Source organism: Streptomyces araujoniae, from assembly GCF_050871195.1.
GTDB classification, from domain to species: Bacteria; Actinomycetota; Actinomycetes; order Streptomycetales; family Streptomycetaceae; genus Streptomyces; species Streptomyces bacillaris.
Genome location: NZ_CP194070.1, coordinates 6,415,472 through 6,432,667 on the forward strand (window position 1 = coordinate 6,415,472; position 17,196 = coordinate 6,432,667).

Below are 17,196 nucleotides of genomic sequence, written 5' to 3' on the forward strand. Positions count from 1 at the left end.
ATGGTGCGGCTCGATCGCGCGCGACTCGGCCTGGTGCGACCGAAACAGTAGGAGGCTTCTGCCGGTGACGTCCATACTTCGTCATCACTGTGTTCAAAGTTTGCCGGTCCTCGATCAAAGGTCGAACTCCCCTTCTTCCGCGGCCTGTTACGCATCCCTGGACGGCGCGACGGCCTTGACCTGCGCCGAACCCCGGCGCCCCCCCCGGGCCGGACCCGGAATCGGCACGGCGTCGAGGCGAGCGGGGGCGAGCAGGGGGGAAACCGTGGCGTTCGGGTGAGCCGGGGCCGCAGGAACGAAGGCTGATGCGCGCCAGCGGTCGGTGAAGCCACGGCCAGGTGTGAAGATCTCCTGCGACCGTGCTTAAGAAATCCTCGATGGACCTGGCACCCCGCCGTACGGCAGCCTTCTCGGTGACGGCCGGTGGCGGTGCGTGGAGCCGCACGGACGGGCCCGACCCGTTCCGCGTGCTCCGTCCCGTCCGGCCGTACCCACCCCCGTAACGAGAGAGCGTGACGGGGACCCCCAGACCGCCCCGGGCCGCAGGGCTCCTCCGACAGGCCCCCAGGCCCGGGGTATCCACCACCCGCGTACCACCCATGTGCAGGGAGCCGCAGCCGTGAAGGCACTCGTCAAGCAGAAGGCCGAACCGGGACTGTGGCTGATGGACGTGCCGGAGCCGGAGCACGGCCCCGGAGACGTCCTGATCAAGGTCCTGCGTACCGGGATCTGCGGCACCGACCTGCACATCCGCGCCTACGACGGCTGGGCCCAGCAGGCGGTCACCACCCCGCTGGTCCTCGGTCACGAGTTCGTCGGGGAGGTCGCGGCGATCGGCTCCGACGTCACCGACATCGCGGTGGGCGACCTGGTCAGCGGCGAGGGCCACCTGGTCTGCGGCAAGTGCCGCAACTGTCTCGCCGGCCGCCGCCACCTCTGCCGCTCCACCGTCGGCCTGGGCGTCGGCCGGGACGGGGCGTTCGCGGAGTACGTGGTCCTGCCCGCCTCCAACGTCTGGGTGCACCGGGTCCCCGTCGACCTGGACATCGCGGCGATCTTCGACCCGTTCGGCAACGCCGTGCACACCGCGCTCTCCTTCCCGCTGGTCGGTGAGGACGTCCTGATCACGGGCGCCGGGCCGATCGGCATCATGGCCGCCGCCGTCGCCCGGCACGCCGGGGCCCGCAACGTCGTCATCACCGACGTCAGCGAGGCCCGTCTCGCCCTGGCCCGCAAGGTCGGCGTCAGCCTCGCCCTCAACGTCGCGGACCGCACCATCGCGGACGGCCAGCGGGAGCTGGGGCTGCGCGAGGGCTTCGACATCGGCCTGGAGATGTCCGGCCGCCCCGAGGCGATGCGCGACATGGTCGCCAACATGACGCACGGCGGCCGGATCGCGATGCTCGGCCTGCCCGCCGAGGAGTTCGCCGTCGACTGGTCCCGGATCGTCACCTCGATGATCACGATCAAGGGGATCTACGGCCGCGAGATGTTCGAGACCTGGTACGCCATGTCCGTCCTGCTGGAGGGCGGCCTCGACCTCGCCCCCGTCATCACCGGCCGGTACGGATTCCGCGACTTCGAGGCGGCGTTCGACGACGCCGCGAGCGGCCTCGGCGGCAAGGTCATCCTCGACTGGACCGCCTGACCCGTCGAACCTCTTTCCGCATCTCCTCGAACCTCTTCTCGCATCCCTTCGAAGGAATCCAGCATGTTCGACTCCGTACGCGACGACCTGCGCACCACCCTCGACGAGATCCGCGCCGCCGGGCTGCACAAGCCCGAGCGCGTGATCGGCACCCCGCAGTCCGCGACCGTCGCCGTCACCGCGGGCGGCCGCCCGGGTGAGGTGCTGAACTTCTGCGCCAACAACTACCTGGGCCTGGCCGACCACCCCGAGGTCATCGCCGCCGCCCACGAAGCGCTCGACCGCTGGGGGTACGGACTCGCCTCGGTCCGCTTCATCTGCGGCACCCAGGAGGTCCACAAGGAGCTGGAGCAGCGCCTCTCGGCCTTCCTCGGCCAGGAGGACACGATCCTCTACTCCTCCTGCTTCGACGCCAACGGCGGGGTCTTCGAGACGATCCTCGGCCCCGAGGACGCGGTCATCTCCGACGCCCTCAACCATGCCTCGATCATCGACGGCATCCGCCTCTCCAAGGCCCAGCGCCACCGGTACGCCAACCGCGACCTGGCCGACCTGGAGAAGCAGCTCAAGGAGGCGTCCGGCGCCCGCCGCCGCCTGATCGTCACCGACGGCGTCTTCTCCATGGACGGGTACGTGGCGCCGCTCCAGGAGATCTGCGACCTGGCCGACCGCTACGACGCCATGGTCATGGTCGACGACTCCCACGCCGTCGGCTTCGTCGGCCCCGGCGGCCGCGGCACGCCCGAGCTGCACGGTGTCATGGACCGGGTCGACATCATCACCGGCACCCTCGGTAAGGCGCTCGGCGGCGCCTCCGGCGGTTACGTCGCCGCCCGCGCCGAGATCGTCGCCCTGCTGCGCCAGCGCTCGCGCCCGTACCTCTTCTCCAACTCCCTCGCCCCGGTCATCGCGGCCGCGTCGCTCAAGGTCATCGACCTGCTGGAGTCCGCCGGCGACCTGCGCGACCAGCTCAACGCCAACACCGCGCTCTTCCGCACCCGGATGACCGAGGAGGGCTTCGACATCCTCCCCGGCGACCACGCCATCGCCCCCGTCATGATCGGGGACGCGGCGAAGGCCGGCCGGATGGCGGAGCTGCTCCTGGAGCGTGGCGTGTACGTGATCGGGTTCTCCTACCCGGTCGTCCCGCAGGGGGCCGCGCGCATCCGCGTCCAGCTCTCCGCCGCCCACTCCACCGCCGACGTCAACCGGGCCGTGGACGCCTTCGTCGACGCGCGGGCGGCCCTGGAGGCGGAGGCGTAACCCGTTCCACCAGGTCCGGGCCGCCGTCGCGACCTGGGACAATGGGCACATGATCGATGCGCGGCGGCTGCGAATCCTCCGTGCGGTGGCCGACCACCGCACCGTGACCGCGGCCGCCGCCGCCCTGTATCTGACCCCCTCCGCCGTCTCCCAGCAGCTCGCCGCCCTGGAGCAGGAGACCGGTCACCGGCTCGTCGAGCGGGGTGCGCGCGGCGCCCGGCTCACCGCCGCCGGGGAGATCCTGCTCAGCCACGCCAACGTCGTCCTGGCCCAGCTGGAGCGGGCGGAGGCCGAGCTGGCGGAGTACGGCGCGGGCGTCGCCGGTACGGTCACGGTCGCCGCGTTCGCCACCGGCATCGGCCTCGTCCTCGCCCCCGCCCTCACCGAGCTGGCCCGCACCGCGCCCGGCATCCGGGTCAAGGTCCAGGACGCGGAGGGCGACGCCAGCGTCCCGATGGTGCTGGACCGCCAGGTCGACGTGGCGGTGGCCGTCGAATACCGGGGCGCCCCCGCCGAGGACGACCGCCGGCTGACCAGGGTCCCGCTCTACTCGGAGCCGTTCGACGCGGTCCTCCCGGTGGACCACCGCCTCGCGGACCAGGACCAGGTGGCGGTCGCGGACCTGGCGAAGGACCCGTGGATCAGCCCGTACCCGGGCAACCCCTGCCATGACGTGGTGGTCCTGGCCTGCGAGCACGCCGGTTTCGCCCCACGCTTCGAGCACGCGTCGGACGACTTCCGGGCGGTGGTGGCGCTGGCCGGGGCGGACGCGGGGGTGGCGCTGGTGCCGCGCTCGGCGCTGCGCGGGATGGAGCTGACGGGCGTGGTCGTCCGCCCGGTGGAGGGCAGCACCCCCACCCGCCGCGTCTTCGCGGCCGTACGCCAGGGCGCCGAGGGCCACCCGCTGATCCGGCCGGTGCTGGACGCGATGGAGGCGGTGGCGGTCAGGGAAGCGGGGCTGGCACGGGCGTGAGCGGTGCTCGTGTGTGTTGGGGGGAGAGCGGTGCTCTTGAGGGAGAGCGGTGGCTGCGGTTCTGAGCGCCGCCCCGGGTGAGCGCCGCTCTCCGCTGCGGGCGCCGCTCCCTCCAGTGAGCGTTGCCCTGGTGGGCGCTGCCCCGGTGAGCGTTGCTCACAGCCGCGAGCACCGCCCGAGCGTCGGAGCGCCGCCCTGGCGCCTGAGCGCCATCCCGCCGGTTGGGCGCCGCTCGGGCGGCGGAGCTCCGCTCGCCTCCTGGGGCACCGCTCGCCGTCCCGCCGGTTGAGCGCCGCTCAGGCAACGGAGCACCGCTCGCCCCCTGGAGCGCCGCTCGCCGTCCCGCCGGTTGGGCGCCGCTCGGGCGGCGGAGCACCGCTTTGGCCCCCGAGCGCCGTCCGCTCCCCAGAGCACCGCTCTCGCCTCACGCCACGCGCGCCGTACGCCGGATCCTCCCCCTCCAGTGCCGCCCCGACTGCGGCTTCCCCGCCCGCCCCGGGTCGTACAGGATCTGCCAGCAGACCAGGGCCACCAGGATCCAGATCGTGGCCCAGGCCGGCAGCCGCTCCCCGAGCGGGGCGAGCGCCAGTGACACGGCCAGGCAGGGCAGCGCCCACCCCAGCAGCCACGCCCGGTCGGACCGGTCCGCCAGGGGCAGCGCCGCGACGAGGCCCGCCGCGAAGTATCCGGCGACCGCCCCGCACAGCAGCCAGTGCTGGCCCCGGGGCAGGACGTCGTCGACGTGCGTGATGGCCGAGCCCAGCGCGGTGGCCAGCGCCACCAGGAAGCCGGTCATCACGGCGTGCAGCAGCATCGCCAGCCTCGGTGCGAGGGCGCCCCTGCGCAGATGGGGGATGCCGTTGGTGCCGTAGAGCAGGCTCAGCGTGCAGATCCCGGCCAGCAGGCCGAAGGCCCCGAGCCCGGTGGCGGCCAGCGGCCCGTCCCAGTCGTCCCGTTCGGACGCGGCGCCGATGATCTGGATGACGCCCTCGCCCAGCACGATGATCACGTACAGCCCCAGCCGCTCACCCATGTGCGCGGCGTCGATCCGGGACTCGCTGAGGCGGGGCGGTCCGGCGGCCGGGCCGTGGGCGGGGCCCGGCGGCGGGCGGCCGTCGCGCCGGTGCGCCGCCCGCTCGTGGGCCCGGCGCAGGGTGCGGTCACGTGTGGAGACGAGCAGGGTGACGATGTCCAGCGCGATGCCCAGGGCCCAGAGCCAGTACCGCAGCGGCGCGTCCACGAAGAGCGAGACGAGCCAGGGCACCGCACCCGAACCGAACTGGGCCAGCGGCCAGTCCACGACGATGCTGCCCCGCTGCCAGATACGGCCCGCCTGCCAGCGCAGCGCGACATAGGCGATCACGAAGGCGGCCGCGTGGCCGGTCTGCACGGTGTGCACGGAGGCCGCCATCACGGCCATGCCGAACATCGCGACCAGCAGCGTACGGACCCGGGTCTCGGAGGCCGCGATGTCCCCGTAGACGGCGAACCCGGCCCAGGTGGTCCAGAAGGCCAGATAGAGGACCGCGTACAGGGCGAGGTCCGCCGGGTCCGGGCCGTCGTGGAGCAGATGCGCCAGCTGCCCCGCCCCGGCGACGACGACCAGGTCGAAGAACAGCTCGTTCCACCCGGCGTGCCGCTCGGCCGGGGCCGGTGCGGCGCTCTCCGTCGACTCCATGGCCCCATCGTCGGCGCAGGGCGTCCGGCCGCGCCTCGGCTGTGGGCCGAATGGAGACGGTTCAGGACCGGGCCGGAGCCGGCTGCAGCAGATCCCAGCGGTTGCCGTACAGGTCCTCGAAGACCGCGACCGAGCCGTACGTCTCGTGCCGGGGCTCCTCCAGGAAGCGCACCCCCGCCGCGCTCATCCGGGCGTGGTCGGCCGCGAAGTCCTCCGTGTGCAGGAAGAAGCCGACCCGCCCGCCGGTCTGCGCCCCCACGCTCGCCTCCTGCGCCCCGTCCTTCGCACGGGCGAGCAGCAGCCCCGTACCGTCCGCCGCCCCGCGCGGGCGCACGACCACCCAGCGGGAACCGTCGCCCCGGTCGGTGTCCTCCACCAGGTCGAAGCCGAGCGCGTCGCGGTAGAAGGCGACCGCCTCGTCGTAGTCGCGGACGACCAGGGTGACCAGGGCGATGTGGGACACGGGCCCTCCAGAGGCTCGGGAAGCAGTGGTGCGCAACGCGTTAGTTATACGTAACACTAACGCTTCCGGCCCCAGCCCCCGCACAATGCCCCGCATGGACTTCCTGGACCTCACCGGAGCCGCCGCCCTCACCCCCGCGACCGACCGGGCCCGCCGCCTGGCGGGAACCGGGGCGCGCCGCGTCCTCGGCATCGTCGGGCCGCCCGGCGCCGGCAAGTCCACCCTGGCGCGACGGCTGGCCGAGACCCTGGAGGGGCGCGCCGCCCTCGTCCCCATGGACGGCTTCCACCTCGCCGCCGCCGAACTGGACCGCCTCGGCCGCGCCGACCGCAAGGGCGCCCCCGACACCTTCGACGCGCCGGGGTACGCGGCGCTCCTGCGGCGGCTGCGCGACCCCGACCCGGTCCACCCCGTGTACGCCCCCGCCTTCGACCGGGCCCTGGAGGAGCCGGTCGCCGGGGCCCTGCCGATCGCCCCGGACGTCCCGCTCGTCATCACCGAGGGCAACTACCTGCTGCTCGACGTGGAGCCCTGGACGCCGGTGCGCGGGCTGCTGGACGAGGTCTGGTACCTCGACCTCGACCCGGAGGTCCGGGTGCGGCGGCTCGTCGAGCGCCATGTGCGGTACGGGAAGCCTCCGGCGTACGCCCGGGCGTGGGTGGAGCGCTCGGACGAGGCGAACGCCCGCCTGGTGGAGAGCGGCCGGGACCGGGCCGACGTGGCGGTGCGGCTGCCGTCGTGACCGGACGGCCGACGGCTTCGGTACGCGGGCACCGACCGGACCCGTGCGCGCAAAGGTCCGACCGGTACGTACGGGCACCGACCGGACCGTACGCGTATAGGCCCGACCGACGGGCACCGACCGGACCGTGCGCGCAAAGGTCCGACCGTACGTACGGGCGCCCACCGGCCCCCACGTACCGGCCTGATCGTGGCTGGTCGGCACCCCGCCCGGCGGGCAGGATGCAGGGAGCCGTGCCCCGCGCCGGTCCTCACCCCAGGAGGCCTGATGTCCAGCCCGAACCAGCCCGCGCCGCCCCCCGTCCCCTTCACCACCGAGGATTACCGGGCCCGGATGGCGCGGGCCGCCGAGTCCGCCGCCGCGGACGGGCTGGCCGGGGTCGTCGTCGCGCCCGGCCCCGACCTCGTCCATCTGACCGGCTACCAACCCGTCTCCACCGAACGCCTCACCCTCCTCGTCCTGCGGCCCGGCGAGGAACCGGTCCTGGTCGTCCCGACCCTGGAGGCCCCCGACGCGGCGGCCGCCACCGGGGCGCCCGCCCTCGCGCTGCGGGACTGGACCGACGGCACGGACCCCTACGCGGTCACCGCCCCGCTCCTCGGCGACCGGGGCCGCTTCGCCGTCAGCGACAACGCCTGGGCGATGCACCTCCTCGGCCTCCAGCGGGCGCTGCCCGGCACCGCGTACACCGCCCTCACCGAGGCGCTCCCGATGCTCCGGGCGGTCAAGGACGCGGCCGAGCTGGAGCGGCTGGCGGCGGCGGGGGCGGCGGCGGACGCCACGTACGAGGAGATCCTGAAGGTGCGGTTCTCGGGGCGCCGGGAGGCCGACGTGGCCGCCGATCTCGCCGCGCTGCTCCGGCACTTCGGCCACTCCCAGGTCGACTTCACGGTCGTCGGCTCCGGCCCCAACGGCGCCAACCCGCACCACGAGGCGGGGGAACGCACCATCGAGCGCGGCGACATGGTCGTCCTGGACTTCGGCGGCCTGAAGCACGGTTACGGCTCCGACACCTCCCGTACGGTCCATGTCGGTGAGCCCACCGCCGAGGAGCAGCGGGTCCACGACATCGTCCGCGAGGCCCAGCAGGCGGGGTGCGCCGCCGTGCGGCCCGGGGTCGCCTGCCAGGAGATCGACCGGGCCGCCCGGGCGGTGATCACCGAGTTCGGCTACGGCGAGCGGTTCATCCACCGCACCGGCCACGGCATCGGCGTCACCACGCATGAACCGCCCTACATGATCGAGGGCGAGGAGCAGCCGCTCGTCCCCGGGATGTGCTTCTCCGTCGAGCCGGGCATCTATCTCCCCGGCCGTTTCGGGGTCCGGATCGAGGACATCGTGACCGTCACCGAGGACGGCGGCCGCCGCCTCAACGCCACCGCGCGCGAGCTGGCGATCGTGGAGTAGCCGACCGGCGGAGGGAGTTCCGTCCTCCGCCCGGCCTCACTCGTCCGCCAGCACCACGCACGACTCCGGCGGCAGCCGCAGCACCCCGTCCGCCCCCGGCGCCTCCACCGGCTGCCAGGCCGCCAGCACCCGTCCGCCGGACCGGCGGTGGCGCCCGAGACCCAGCGGGATCGCCACCGGCCGGCCCGCCAGGTTGACCGCGACCCGCACATCGCCCCTGCGGTACGCGAACCAGCGGGCGTCCTCGTCGTAGGCGACCTTCACCGACGCCAGGTCCGGATCGTGGAGGTCGGGCAACGCCCGCCGCAGCGCGATGAGTTCGCGGTACCAGGCGAGCAACCGCGCGTGCGGTCCGCGCTCCGGCTCGGTCCAGTCGAGGCACGAGCGGTCGCGGGTCGCCGGGTCCTGCGGGTCCGGGATCTCCTCCTCCGCCCACCCGTGCGCGCCGAACTCCCGCCGCCTGCCGTTGCGTACGGCCTCCGCCAGCTCCGGATCGGTGTGGTCGGTGAAGAACTGCCACGGGGTGCGCGCCCCCCACTCCTCGCCCATGAAGAGCATCGGCGTGAACGGCCCGGTCAGCACCAGGGCCGCCGAGCACGCCTGGAGGCCGGGGGAGAGGGAGGCGGCGAGGCGGTCGCCGAGGGCCCGGTTGCCGATCTGGTCGTGGGTCTGCGCGTAGCCGACGAAGCGGTGGGCGGGGGAGCGGGAGACGTCGACCGGGCGGCCGTGGCTGCGGCCCCGGAAGCTGGAGAAGGTCCCGTCGTGGAAGAAGACCGAGGTCACGGTCTTGGCCAGGGCGGCGAGCGGGGCGCGGGCGAAGTCCGCGTAGTAGCCCTGGGACTCGCCGGTGAGCGCGGTGTGCAGGGCGTGGTGGAAGTCGTCGTTCCACTGGGCGTGCAGCCCGAGGCCGCCCGCCGTACGCGGGGTGGTCGTCCGCGGGTCGCAGAGGTCGGACTCCGCGATCAGGCCGAGCGGCCGGCCCAGCTCCGCCGCGAGCGCGTCGACCGCCGTCGACAGCTCCTCCAGGAAGGTGAGCGCCCGGGTGTCGGCCAGCGCGTGCACCGCGTCGAGCCGCAGCCCGTCCAGGCGGTAGTCCCGCAGCCAGGCCAGCGCGCTGCCGACCAGGAAGTCCCGCACCTCGTCCGAGCCCGGGGCGTCCAGATTGACCGCCGCGCCCCACGGGGTGTGGTGGGTGTCGGTGAAGTACGGGCCGAAGGCGGGCAGATAGTTGCCGGACGGGCCCAGGTGGTTGTGGACCACGTCCAGGACCACCCCGAGCCCCAGCCCGTGGGCCGTGTCGACGAAGCGCTTGAGCCCCTCCGGTCCGCCGTACGGCTCGTGCACCGCCCAGAGCGAGACCCCCTCGTACCCCCACCCGTTGACGCCCGGGAACGGACAGACCGGCATCAGCGACACATGGGTGATCCCCAGCTCCGCCAGATGGCCCAGCCGCTCCGCCGCCGCGTCGAAGGTGCCCTCCGGGGTGTACGTCCCCACGTGCAGCTCGTACAGCACGGCACGGTTCAGCCGCCGCCCCGCCCACCCGGTGCGCCAGGCGTACGCCCCCTGGTCGACCACCGCGCTCGTCCCGTCCGGCCCGTCCGGCTGGCGGCGCGAACGGGGGTCCGGCAGCAGTGGCCCGTCGTCCACCCGGAATCCGTAGCGGTCCCCGTCCGCCGCCTCCGCCTCCGCGCCCCACCACCCCTCCCGCAGCGGGTCGCGCTCCATCGGATACCGGACCTCCGCCGCCTCCAGCACGACCGTGTCCGCCTCGGGGGCCCACACCTCGAACCGCATCCACCACTCCTCGTCCGTAACGTCCGCCACGCTCGTAACAGACCGTCAGGCCGCCCCCCGCAGTCCGGAGGCAGGCCCCGCGCCCGGCTCACCACCATCCATGACCGCCCGCCTCTAGAACCGGCCGGTTACCGGCCATTAAGGTCTGGTCCTGATCATTGCCCGGTCGGCTCCCCGCTCATACAGGTTCCGTTCATCCGTACGGCTCATGGAGGCCGAGATGCCCGTACCGCAGTTCCCGCCCGGCTTCCTCTGGGGGGCCTCCGCCTCCGCGTTCCAGACCGAGGGGGCCGTGGACGCCGACGGGAAGGGCCCCTCGGGGTGGGACGCCTTCGCCGCGCTGCCCGGCCGGATCAAGGACGGCACCGACACCACCCGCGCGACCGGCTTCCACGACCGCTACCGCGAGGACGTGGCCCTGCTCGCCGGGCTCGGCGCCGACGCGTTCCGCTTCTCCGTCAGCTGGCCGCGCGTGGTGCCGGGCGGCAGCGGGGCCGTCAACGCGGACGGGCTCGACTTCTACGACCGGCTCGTCGACGAGCTGTGCGCCCACGGCATCACCCCCGCCCCGACCCTCTACCACTGGGACACCCCGCTCCCGCTGGAGGAGGCGGGCGGCTGGCTCGACCGGGACACCGCCTACCGCTTCGCGGAGTACGCGGGCATCGTCGCCGAACGGCTCGCGGACCGGGTCCCGATGTGGATCACCATCAACGAACCCGCCGAGGTCACCCTGCTCGGCTACGCCCTGGGCGAGCACGCCCCCGGCCGCACCCTCCTCTTCGACGCCCTCCCCGCCGCCCACCACCAGCTCCTCGCCCACGGCCTCGCCGTCCGGGCGCTGCGCGCGGCGGGCGCCGACAACATCGGCGCGGCCTTCTCCCACGCCCCGGTCTGGACGGCGGGGGACGCGGACGAGGACCGCTTCGGGGCGGAGCTCTACGACACCCTCACCAACTGGCTCTTCGCGGACCCCGTCCTCACCGGCCGCTACCCGGACGACGGCCTCGCCGCCCTGATGCCCGGGCCGGTGGCGGACGACCTCAAGGTCATCTCCACCCCGCTCGACTGGTACGGCGTCAACTACTACAACCCCACCCTCGTCGGCGCCCCCCGCCCGGAGGCGCTGGAGACCTTCTCCGGCTTCGCGATGCCCGCCGAACTCCCCTTCGGCATCAGGGAGATCGAGGGGTACGAGAAGACCGGCTTCGGCTGGCCCGTGGTTCCCGAGGGGCTGACCGAGATCCTCACCCTGCTCCACCGCCGCTACGGAGACCGCCTCCCGCCGCTCCACATCACCGAGAACGGCTGCGCCCTCGCGGAGCCGCTCGCCGACGACCGCCGCATCGCCTATCTGGAGAGCCACCTGACCGCCCTGCGCGCGGCGATGGACGCCGGGGTCGACGTGCGGGGCTACTTCACCTGGTCGCTCACGGACAACGTGGAGTGGACGGAGGGCGCGTCGCAGCGGTTCGGCCTGGTCCACATCGACTTCGAGACCCTCGCCAGGACGCCGAAGGCGTCCTACGCCTGGTACCGCGACCTGATCCGCGCCCAGAAGCGGCAGAAGCCGGACCGGATGCAGCAAGGCCGGCGGAAGAACCGGAATCCGGCGGTCGAGGGGGCTTACGCGGCCCCCTCCGAATGATCAATACTCCGGCCATGGTCGCTTCATGGTGGTCCCGGGCCCGGCTGGGGATCTTCGTTCACTGGACACCCGCCTCCGTCCCCGGCTGGGCCCCGCCGCACGTCCCCGCCGCCGGACTCCCGGCGGCGGGACGGCGTGCGCCGCTCGGCTGGACCCCGTACGCGGAGTGGTACGAGAACTCCCTCCGCTTCCCCGGCTCCCCGGCCGCCGCCCACCACCGCGCCACCTACGGCACCCGCCCCTACACCGACTTCGGCCGCGACTTCGAGGACGGGCTCGCCACCTGGGACCCGGCCGCCTGGGCGCGCTCCTTCCGCGAGGCGGGCGCCGGTTACGCGGTCCTCGTCACCAAGCACCACGACGGCTTCTGCCTCTGGCCCTCCGAGACCGAGAACCCGCACCGCACCGGCTGGCACACCACCCGGGACGTGGTCGGGGAGTTCGCCGAAGCCGTACGGGCCGAGGGCCTGCGGTTCGGCGTCTACTACTCCGGCGGGCTCGACTGGACCTTCGACGACCGGCCCATCGGCACCGCCGCCGACATGTTCTCCGCCGTCCCGCGCGGCAGCTACCCCGCCTACGCCGACGCCCAACTGCGCGAGCTGATCCGCCGCTACCGCCCCGACATCCTCTGGAACGACATCGCCTGGCCGGCCTCCGCCGCCGAGATCCGCTCCCTCACCGACTACTACCGCTTCACCGTCCCCCACGGCGTCGTCAACGACCGCCTGCTCCCGTACGCCCCGCACTGGCGGGCACTCCGCCTGCCGGGCGCCCGGTCCCTCTACAACTGGTGGGACAGGCGCACGGTGGCCCAGGGCGAGGGGTTCGTCCCGCGCACCCCGCCCGCCTTCGACTTCCGCACGCCGGAGTACGCCCGGTACACCGGCTCCGACCCGTACGAGATCACCCGGGGCATCGACCACAGCTTCGGCTACAACCGCAACTCCCCGCCCGACGCCTTCATCGGCCGCGAGGCCCTCGCCTCCCTGGTCCGCTCCACGGCGGCCGACGGCGGGAACCTGCTGCTGAACGTGGGCCCGCGCGGCGAGGACGCGACCATCCCGGCCGAACAGCGGCTGCGGCTGGATTGGCTGGCGGAGGACGCGGCGGAGACCGTGGGAGGACCGCCCCCGCGATGAGTCCCACGCGCCCCGGACCTCCCGGAGACCGGCGGTCCGGCCCGCCGGACCGCCCCCCGGCGCAGGTCAGAACGGGCGGGAACCCGGACCCTTCTGGACACCCCGGCCCCCTCGGCCCGACAATCGACCCTGTGACGTCGTCCCCCGAGTTCCACACGTATCCCGCGCGGCTGTCGGACGCCCAGCGCGACCGTGTCCTCGGCGTGCTCAGAGAAGGTGCCGCACAGGGCAAGCTCTCCCACGACACCTTCATGCGGCGCATGGAACTGGCCCTCGCCGCGCGCCGCCCCGAGGAGTTGGCGGCACTCACCTCGGACCTGGACTCCGGCAGCCGCTTCTCGCAGGGGCTCGTCCGGGCGGTCGGCGGGATATCCGCCTTCCCGGGCCGGCTGCGCCGCGCCTGGCAGACCGAGCGCCTCCCGAAGCTGCTCCTCCCCGCGCCCGGCCCGCATCCGCTGCTCATCGGCCGCGACCCGGGCAACGGGCTGCGCCTCAACCACGAGACGGTCTCCCGGCTGCACGCCGAACTGACCGTGCAGCACGGCCGCTGGGTGCTGCGCGACCTCGGCTCCACCAACGGCACCTGCGTCAACGGCCAGCGCCTCGTCGGCTCGATCCCGGTGCGCGACGGCGACCAGGTGAGCTTCGGCCGGATGAGCTTCCGCCTCACCGCCCCCGCCCCGCGCCCGCCCGCCTGAGCACGGCCCGGGCCTCCCCGGCTCCCGCGCTCCGGCGGCGGTGGGCGTAGCCCCGCACCCTCACCCGAACGGGCGTACGCCGACTGCGGCGGGCCCCCGGCGGAGGTCCACTGGTCGCAGGTGCGTCGACAGCCGACGCCACGACCGCAGGGGGCGACGAGGGATGCCGGCCGACCGCTCCGAGGCCCTGCCCACCGCCCGCCGCCCGCACCGGCTCGCGGGCGGGCAACCGGGAATCCTGGAACCGGGCGCCTCGACCGACCCGTACCGTCTGCGCCTCTACCGGGTCCTGCGCACCGACTTCCCGCTGGGACACGACCCGGGCCTCGGCGCCTGGCTGCTCAGCCGGTACGAGGACGTGGTCCTGGCCCTCACGGACCCCCGCTTCACCGGCTACCCGCACGACGGAGCCCCGCGCGGCCCGGTCCCGGCGCCACTGGGGCTCTGCCGGGGGAGCCTGGTCTGCACCCCGCTGCCGCAAGGCGGAACGGCCCCCGCCGGGCGGGAGACCCCGGACCCCCGCCCGGAGACCCGGGACCTCCGGGCGGAGACCCCGGACCCCCGGGCCGCCTCCGCCGGGCCGGTCCCCGCCTCCGCCCCGGCCGTCACCGCCGCCGGACCGGCCCCCGCGGTCGAGCGCGCCGCCTACGTCCTGGCCCGCCGCATAGCCGGGCGCGACCAGGCGGATCTGGTGGGGGAGTTCTGCCGTTGGCTGCCCGCCGGAGCCGGTGCCGGTGCCGCAGCGGGGCTCTCCTCCCCGGCCCCCGCCGCCCCGCCCCGGCCCGGCGGCGGATCCGACGACTGCCTCCGGCAGGCCGGGCTCCGCGAACGGGCCCTCGCCTCGTTCCTCGCCAACATGCTGGACGACCCCGACCTGCTGGCCGCCGTGGCGGGCGGCGGGGCCGGGGCCGGGATGCTGGTCCGCCGGGCCTGGGCCGAGACGCTGCGCCGGGACCCGCCCGTCCAGATCGTGCTGCGCCGCACCCGCACCGAGGTCCGGGTCAGCGGCGGCACCCTGCCCGCCGGGGAGGCCGTCGCCTGCCTCATCGGCGCGGCCGGCCGCGATCCGGCCCGGTTCGCCGCCCCGGACCGGTTCGACCCGCTGCGCACCGACGCCGACCCGCTGTTCAGCGGCCCCGCCGGCTGCCCCGCCGTCCTCCTCGGGCTGCTGGAGGCCGAACACGGCCTGCGGGCCCTGCTGACGGCGATGCCCCGCATCCGCTGGGCCGAGGGCTTCCGCCCGACAGCGAGCGGGGTGCTCACCCGGGGGCCGAGGACCCTGCTCGTACGCCCGTCCTGAGCCCCTCCCGCCGGAGCGGCACGGCCCCCGGCGTCACTCCCGTACCCTCCGCAACAGCGCCACCGGCCGCTCGCCGAACAGCTCGCCCGCCGCCACCGCGCCCCCCGCCCACTCCCGCACGGGCCCGGGGGCCAGCACGTCCCGCCACGGCCCCCCGTCCGGCAGCTCCACCACCGTGTCCCGCCACCCGCCGTCCTCCGCCAGCCGCAGCGACAGCCGGGTCACCGCCACCGCCACCTCGCCGGACCGGGAGAACGCCACCACGTGCCCGGCGGCCGGGCCCCGCGCCGTCAGCGGTGCGTACGTCCCCGACTCCCCGAACACCTCCGGCAGCTCCCGCCGCAGCCGCAGCGCCGCCCCCGTCACCACCTGCTTCTCCTCCTCCGGACCCTCCGGCCGCCGGAACGGGCGCCGGTTGTCGGGGTCGACCAGGGCCAGGTACTCGCTCTCCGTGCCCTGGTACAGATCCGGCACCCCCGGCATCGTCAGCTGCACCAGCGCCGCCCCCAGCACCGTCGCCCGGACGTGCGGGGCCAGCGACTCCGCGAACGCGGTCACCAGCCGCCGGGCCGTCCCCGAAGCGCTGCCCGGCCCCGCCGCCACGAAGTCCGTCACCGCCCGCTCGTACGCCGCGTCCGGCTCCGTCCAGCTGGTGAAGAGCCCCGCCTCCCGCACCGCCTTCAGCAGCGCTGGCTCCAGCCGGGCCCCCAGCTCCCCGGCGGGCAGCGGTGCGCAGCCGTAGGCCGACTGCCAGGCCTGCCAGGCGAGTTGCGGGTCCGGGGAAGCGACCGGTGTGGCCTGTGTCAGCTCGCCCACCAGCTCCGCCCACCGGTCGGGGCACTCCGACAGGACCGCGATCCGGGCCCGTACATCGGCACTCCGCTTCGTGTCGTGCGTGGTCAGCACCGTCCCCGTCGCCGGCCAGTCCCGGGCGACGCGGGTGGCGAAGGCGTGGAACTCCCGCACCGACACCGCCGGCCGTCCCGGGTCCCCGCCCACCTCCGTCGCCGAGACCAGCGGCACGTACCGGTAGAACGCGGTGTCCTCCACCGACTTGGCGTGCAGCGCGGAGGCCGTCTGCGCGAACCGGGCGCAGAAGGCCGCCTGTTCCTCCCCGCCGCCCAGCCGCCCGAGGGCCAGATCCCGTACGACATCGACCGCGGCGGCCTCCTCCGGCACGGAGAACACCGCCTTCGCGTCCCGTACGGCATCGTCCGGAAGGGTCTCCTCCGCGATCCGGGTCGGCACCGCGCCCGCCGTGACGTACGGGCGGTAGACCGGGATCCGGACCAGCAGCTCCAGGATCGCCGTGCGCAGCGCCCAGGGGGCGTGGTCGCGCAGGGCCGGGCCGGCGGCGCAGACGGAGGCCGCGAGCCGGGTCAGCCAGGCGGTCTCGGAGGCCAGTTCATGGGTGGCGACCCGGTAGGCGGCCCGGCGGACGGTCGCCTTCCAGTAGCCGCCCCGGTCGCCGGGCGGACCCGCGAACTCCCGGTAGCGGCCGAGCAGCTCCGCCGCGCCCGAGGGGTCGGTGAAGAGCCCGTCGATCCGGTGCAGGGCGTCGTAACCGGTCGTCCCGGCCACCGCCCACCCGGCCGGAAGGTGCTCGTCGCCGGTGAGGATCTTCTCCACGACCGTCCAGCGGCCGCCGGTCGCCTCGTTCAGCCGCCCCAGGTAGGCCGCGGGGTCGGCCAGGCCGTCGGGGTGGTCGATCCGCAGGCCGTCCAGGACGCCGTCGCGGAGCAGTTCGAGGACCTTGGCGTGGGTGGCGTCGAAGACCTCGGGGTGCTCGACGCGGACGCCGATCAGCTCGGAGACGGTGAAGAAGCGGCGGTAGTTCAGCTCGGTGCGGGCCAGGCGCCACCAGGCGAGCCGGTAGTGCTGGGCGTCCAGCAGCTCCGGAAGCGGAAGCTCCGCCGTTCCCGCCCGCAGCGGGAACTCCTGCTCGCCGTAGCGCAGCACGGCCGCGCCGGCGTCCACGGTGAAGGCGTCCAGCTCGCCGCCGAGCGGACCGGCCAGCACCGGCAGCAGCACCTTGTCCCCGCCCGCAGCCCAGTCGATGTCGAACCAGCGGGCGTACGGCGATGCCCGTCCCTCCCTCAGCACCTCCCAGAGCTGCCGGTTGTGGCGGGGGGCCGCGGCCATGTGGTTGGGCACGATGTCGAGGACGAGCCCGAGCCCGTGCTCCCGGGCGGTGGCGGCGAGGCTCCGCAGCCCCTCCTCACCGCCCAGCTCCTCCCGTACGCGGCTGTGGTCGACCACGTCGTAGCCGTGCCGGGAGCCGGGGACCGCCTCCAGGACGGGCGAGAGGTGGAGGTGGGAGACGCCGAGCGCGGCCAGGTAGGGCACCGCCTTCTCGGCCGCCGGGAAGGGGAAGTCGGGCTGGAGCTGAAGCCGGTACGTGGCGGTGGGCGTCATGGCCTTCTACGTACCCCGCCCG

At 74.5% G+C, this 17,196-nt stretch carries 13 protein-coding genes; 9 read left to right on the forward strand and 4 right to left on the reverse strand.

Annotation, left to right across the window (positions count from 1 at the left end):
• Positions 1–619 precede the first annotated feature (619 nt).
• The 3 genes from tdh (at position 620) to ACQ9ZG_RS27450 (ending at position 3,884) form a co-directional block, all read left to right on the forward strand.
• On the forward strand, positions 620–1,648 hold the full coding sequence (tdh, locus tag ACQ9ZG_RS27440) for an L-threonine 3-dehydrogenase (RefSeq protein WP_084991414.1): 1,029 nt from the start codon (positions 620–622) through the stop codon (positions 1,646–1,648).
• 63 nt (positions 1,649–1,711) lie between these two features.
• A complete protein-coding gene (locus ACQ9ZG_RS27445; RefSeq protein ID WP_109914521.1) occupies positions 1,712–2,911 on the forward strand; it encodes a glycine C-acetyltransferase in 1,200 nt (399 codons plus the stop codon).
• A 49-nt stretch (positions 2,912–2,960) separates the two neighbouring features.
• Positions 2,961–3,884, forward strand: coding sequence for a LysR family transcriptional regulator (locus ACQ9ZG_RS27450; protein ID WP_109914520.1), 924 nt, complete (start codon positions 2,961–2,963; stop codon positions 3,882–3,884).
• Between the two features lie 424 nt (positions 3,885–4,308).
• Here the strand turns inward: ACQ9ZG_RS27450 and ACQ9ZG_RS27455 are convergent, their stop codons facing one another.
• Both ACQ9ZG_RS27455 and ACQ9ZG_RS27460 read right to left on the reverse strand, forming a co-directional pair.
• Entirely contained in the window at positions 4,309–5,562 is a 1,254-nt protein-coding gene (locus tag ACQ9ZG_RS27455) for a low temperature requirement protein A (RefSeq protein WP_499281326.1), read from the reverse strand.
• Positions 5,563–5,623: 61 nt separating this feature from the next.
• On the reverse strand, positions 5,624–6,025 hold the full coding sequence (locus ACQ9ZG_RS27460) for a VOC family protein (RefSeq protein WP_018491637.1): 402 nt from the start codon (positions 6,023–6,025) through the stop codon (positions 5,624–5,626).
• 94 nt (positions 6,026–6,119) lie between these two features.
• Here ACQ9ZG_RS27460 and ACQ9ZG_RS27465 point away from each other — a divergent pair, with 94 nt between their 5' ends.
• A complete protein-coding gene (locus tag ACQ9ZG_RS27465) occupies positions 6,120–6,767 on the forward strand; it encodes a nucleoside/nucleotide kinase family protein (RefSeq protein ID WP_499281327.1) in 648 nt (215 codons plus the stop codon).
• Between the two features lie 267 nt (positions 6,768–7,034).
• Positions 7,035–8,174, forward strand: coding sequence for an aminopeptidase P family protein (locus ACQ9ZG_RS27470; RefSeq protein WP_109915434.1), 1,140 nt, complete (start codon positions 7,035–7,037; stop codon positions 8,172–8,174).
• A gap of 36 nt (positions 8,175–8,210) precedes the next feature.
• On the opposite strand, the gene treZ is transcribed toward ACQ9ZG_RS27470, so the two are convergent.
• Positions 8,211–9,971 (reverse strand): malto-oligosyltrehalose trehalohydrolase, encoded by a 1,761-nt coding sequence (gene treZ / locus ACQ9ZG_RS27475; RefSeq protein WP_109915433.1) that lies wholly within the window; start codon positions 9,969–9,971, stop codon positions 8,211–8,213.
• A 220-nt stretch (positions 9,972–10,191) separates the two neighbouring features.
• On the opposite strand from treZ, the gene ACQ9ZG_RS27480 reads away from it, so the two are divergent.
• The 4 genes from ACQ9ZG_RS27480 to ACQ9ZG_RS27495 all read left to right on the forward strand — a co-directional run bounded on the left by ACQ9ZG_RS27480 (position 10,192) and on the right by ACQ9ZG_RS27495 (position 14,759).
• Positions 10,192–11,619 carry a GH1 family beta-glucosidase gene (locus tag ACQ9ZG_RS27480; protein WP_109915436.1) on the forward strand — a complete coding sequence of 476 codons (1,428 nt, stop codon included), beginning with the start codon at positions 10,192–10,194 and terminating at the stop codon, positions 11,617–11,619.
• A gap of 14 nt (positions 11,620–11,633) precedes the next feature.
• Positions 11,634–12,761 (forward strand): alpha-L-fucosidase, encoded by a 1,128-nt coding sequence (locus ACQ9ZG_RS27485; RefSeq protein WP_109915432.1) that lies wholly within the window; start codon positions 11,634–11,636, stop codon positions 12,759–12,761.
• 131 nt (positions 12,762–12,892) lie between these two features.
• Positions 12,893–13,459: a DUF1707 and FHA domain-containing protein gene (locus tag ACQ9ZG_RS27490; protein WP_018491631.1), complete on the forward strand. Its 567-nt coding sequence runs from the start codon at positions 12,893–12,895 to the stop codon at positions 13,457–13,459.
• A 163-nt stretch (positions 13,460–13,622) separates the two neighbouring features.
• The gene (locus tag ACQ9ZG_RS27495; RefSeq protein WP_499281328.1) at positions 13,623–14,759 is read left to right on the forward strand and encodes a cytochrome P450; all 1,137 of its coding nucleotides are present in this window, start codon (positions 13,623–13,625) and stop codon (positions 14,757–14,759) included.
• A 33-nt stretch (positions 14,760–14,792) separates the two neighbouring features.
• On the opposite strand, the gene treY is transcribed toward ACQ9ZG_RS27495, so the two are convergent.
• On the reverse strand, positions 14,793–17,174 hold the full coding sequence (treY, locus tag ACQ9ZG_RS27500; protein ID WP_499281329.1) for a malto-oligosyltrehalose synthase: 2,382 nt from the start codon (positions 17,172–17,174) through the stop codon (positions 14,793–14,795).
• Positions 17,175–17,196: the final 22 nt, after the last annotated feature.

Bases quoted from the DNA above. Each gene is read 5' to 3' on its own strand.
- ACQ9ZG_RS27445 (WP_109914521.1), top strand. From the start codon at position 1,712: ATGTTCGACTCCGTACGCGACGACCTGCGCACCACCCTCGACGAGATC.
- ACQ9ZG_RS27470 (WP_109915434.1), top strand. From the start codon at position 7,035: ATGTCCAGCCCGAACCAGCCCGCGCCGCCCCCCGTCCCCTTCACCACC.
- ACQ9ZG_RS27480 (WP_109915436.1), top strand. From the start codon at position 10,192: ATGCCCGTACCGCAGTTCCCGCCCGGCTTCCTCTGGGGGGCCTCCGCC.
- ACQ9ZG_RS27485 (WP_109915432.1), top strand. From the start codon at position 11,634: ATGGTCGCTTCATGGTGGTCCCGGGCCCGGCTGGGGATCTTCGTTCAC.
- ACQ9ZG_RS27455 (WP_499281326.1), bottom strand. From the start codon at position 5,562: ATGGAGTCGACGGAGAGCGCCGCACCGGCCCCGGCCGAGCGGCACGCC.
- treZ (WP_109915433.1), bottom strand. From the start codon at position 9,971: ATGCGGTTCGAGGTGTGGGCCCCCGAGGCGGACACGGTCGTGCTGGAG.
- ACQ9ZG_RS27495 (WP_499281328.1), top strand. From the start codon at position 13,623: ATGCCGGCCGACCGCTCCGAGGCCCTGCCCACCGCCCGCCGCCCGCAC.
- treY (WP_499281329.1), bottom strand. From the start codon at position 17,174: ATGACGCCCACCGCCACGTACCGGCTTCAGCTCCAGCCCGACTTCCCC.
- ACQ9ZG_RS27450 (WP_109914520.1), top strand. From the start codon at position 2,961: ATGATCGATGCGCGGCGGCTGCGAATCCTCCGTGCGGTGGCCGACCAC.
- ACQ9ZG_RS27465 (WP_499281327.1), top strand. From the start codon at position 6,120: ATGGACTTCCTGGACCTCACCGGAGCCGCCGCCCTCACCCCCGCGACC.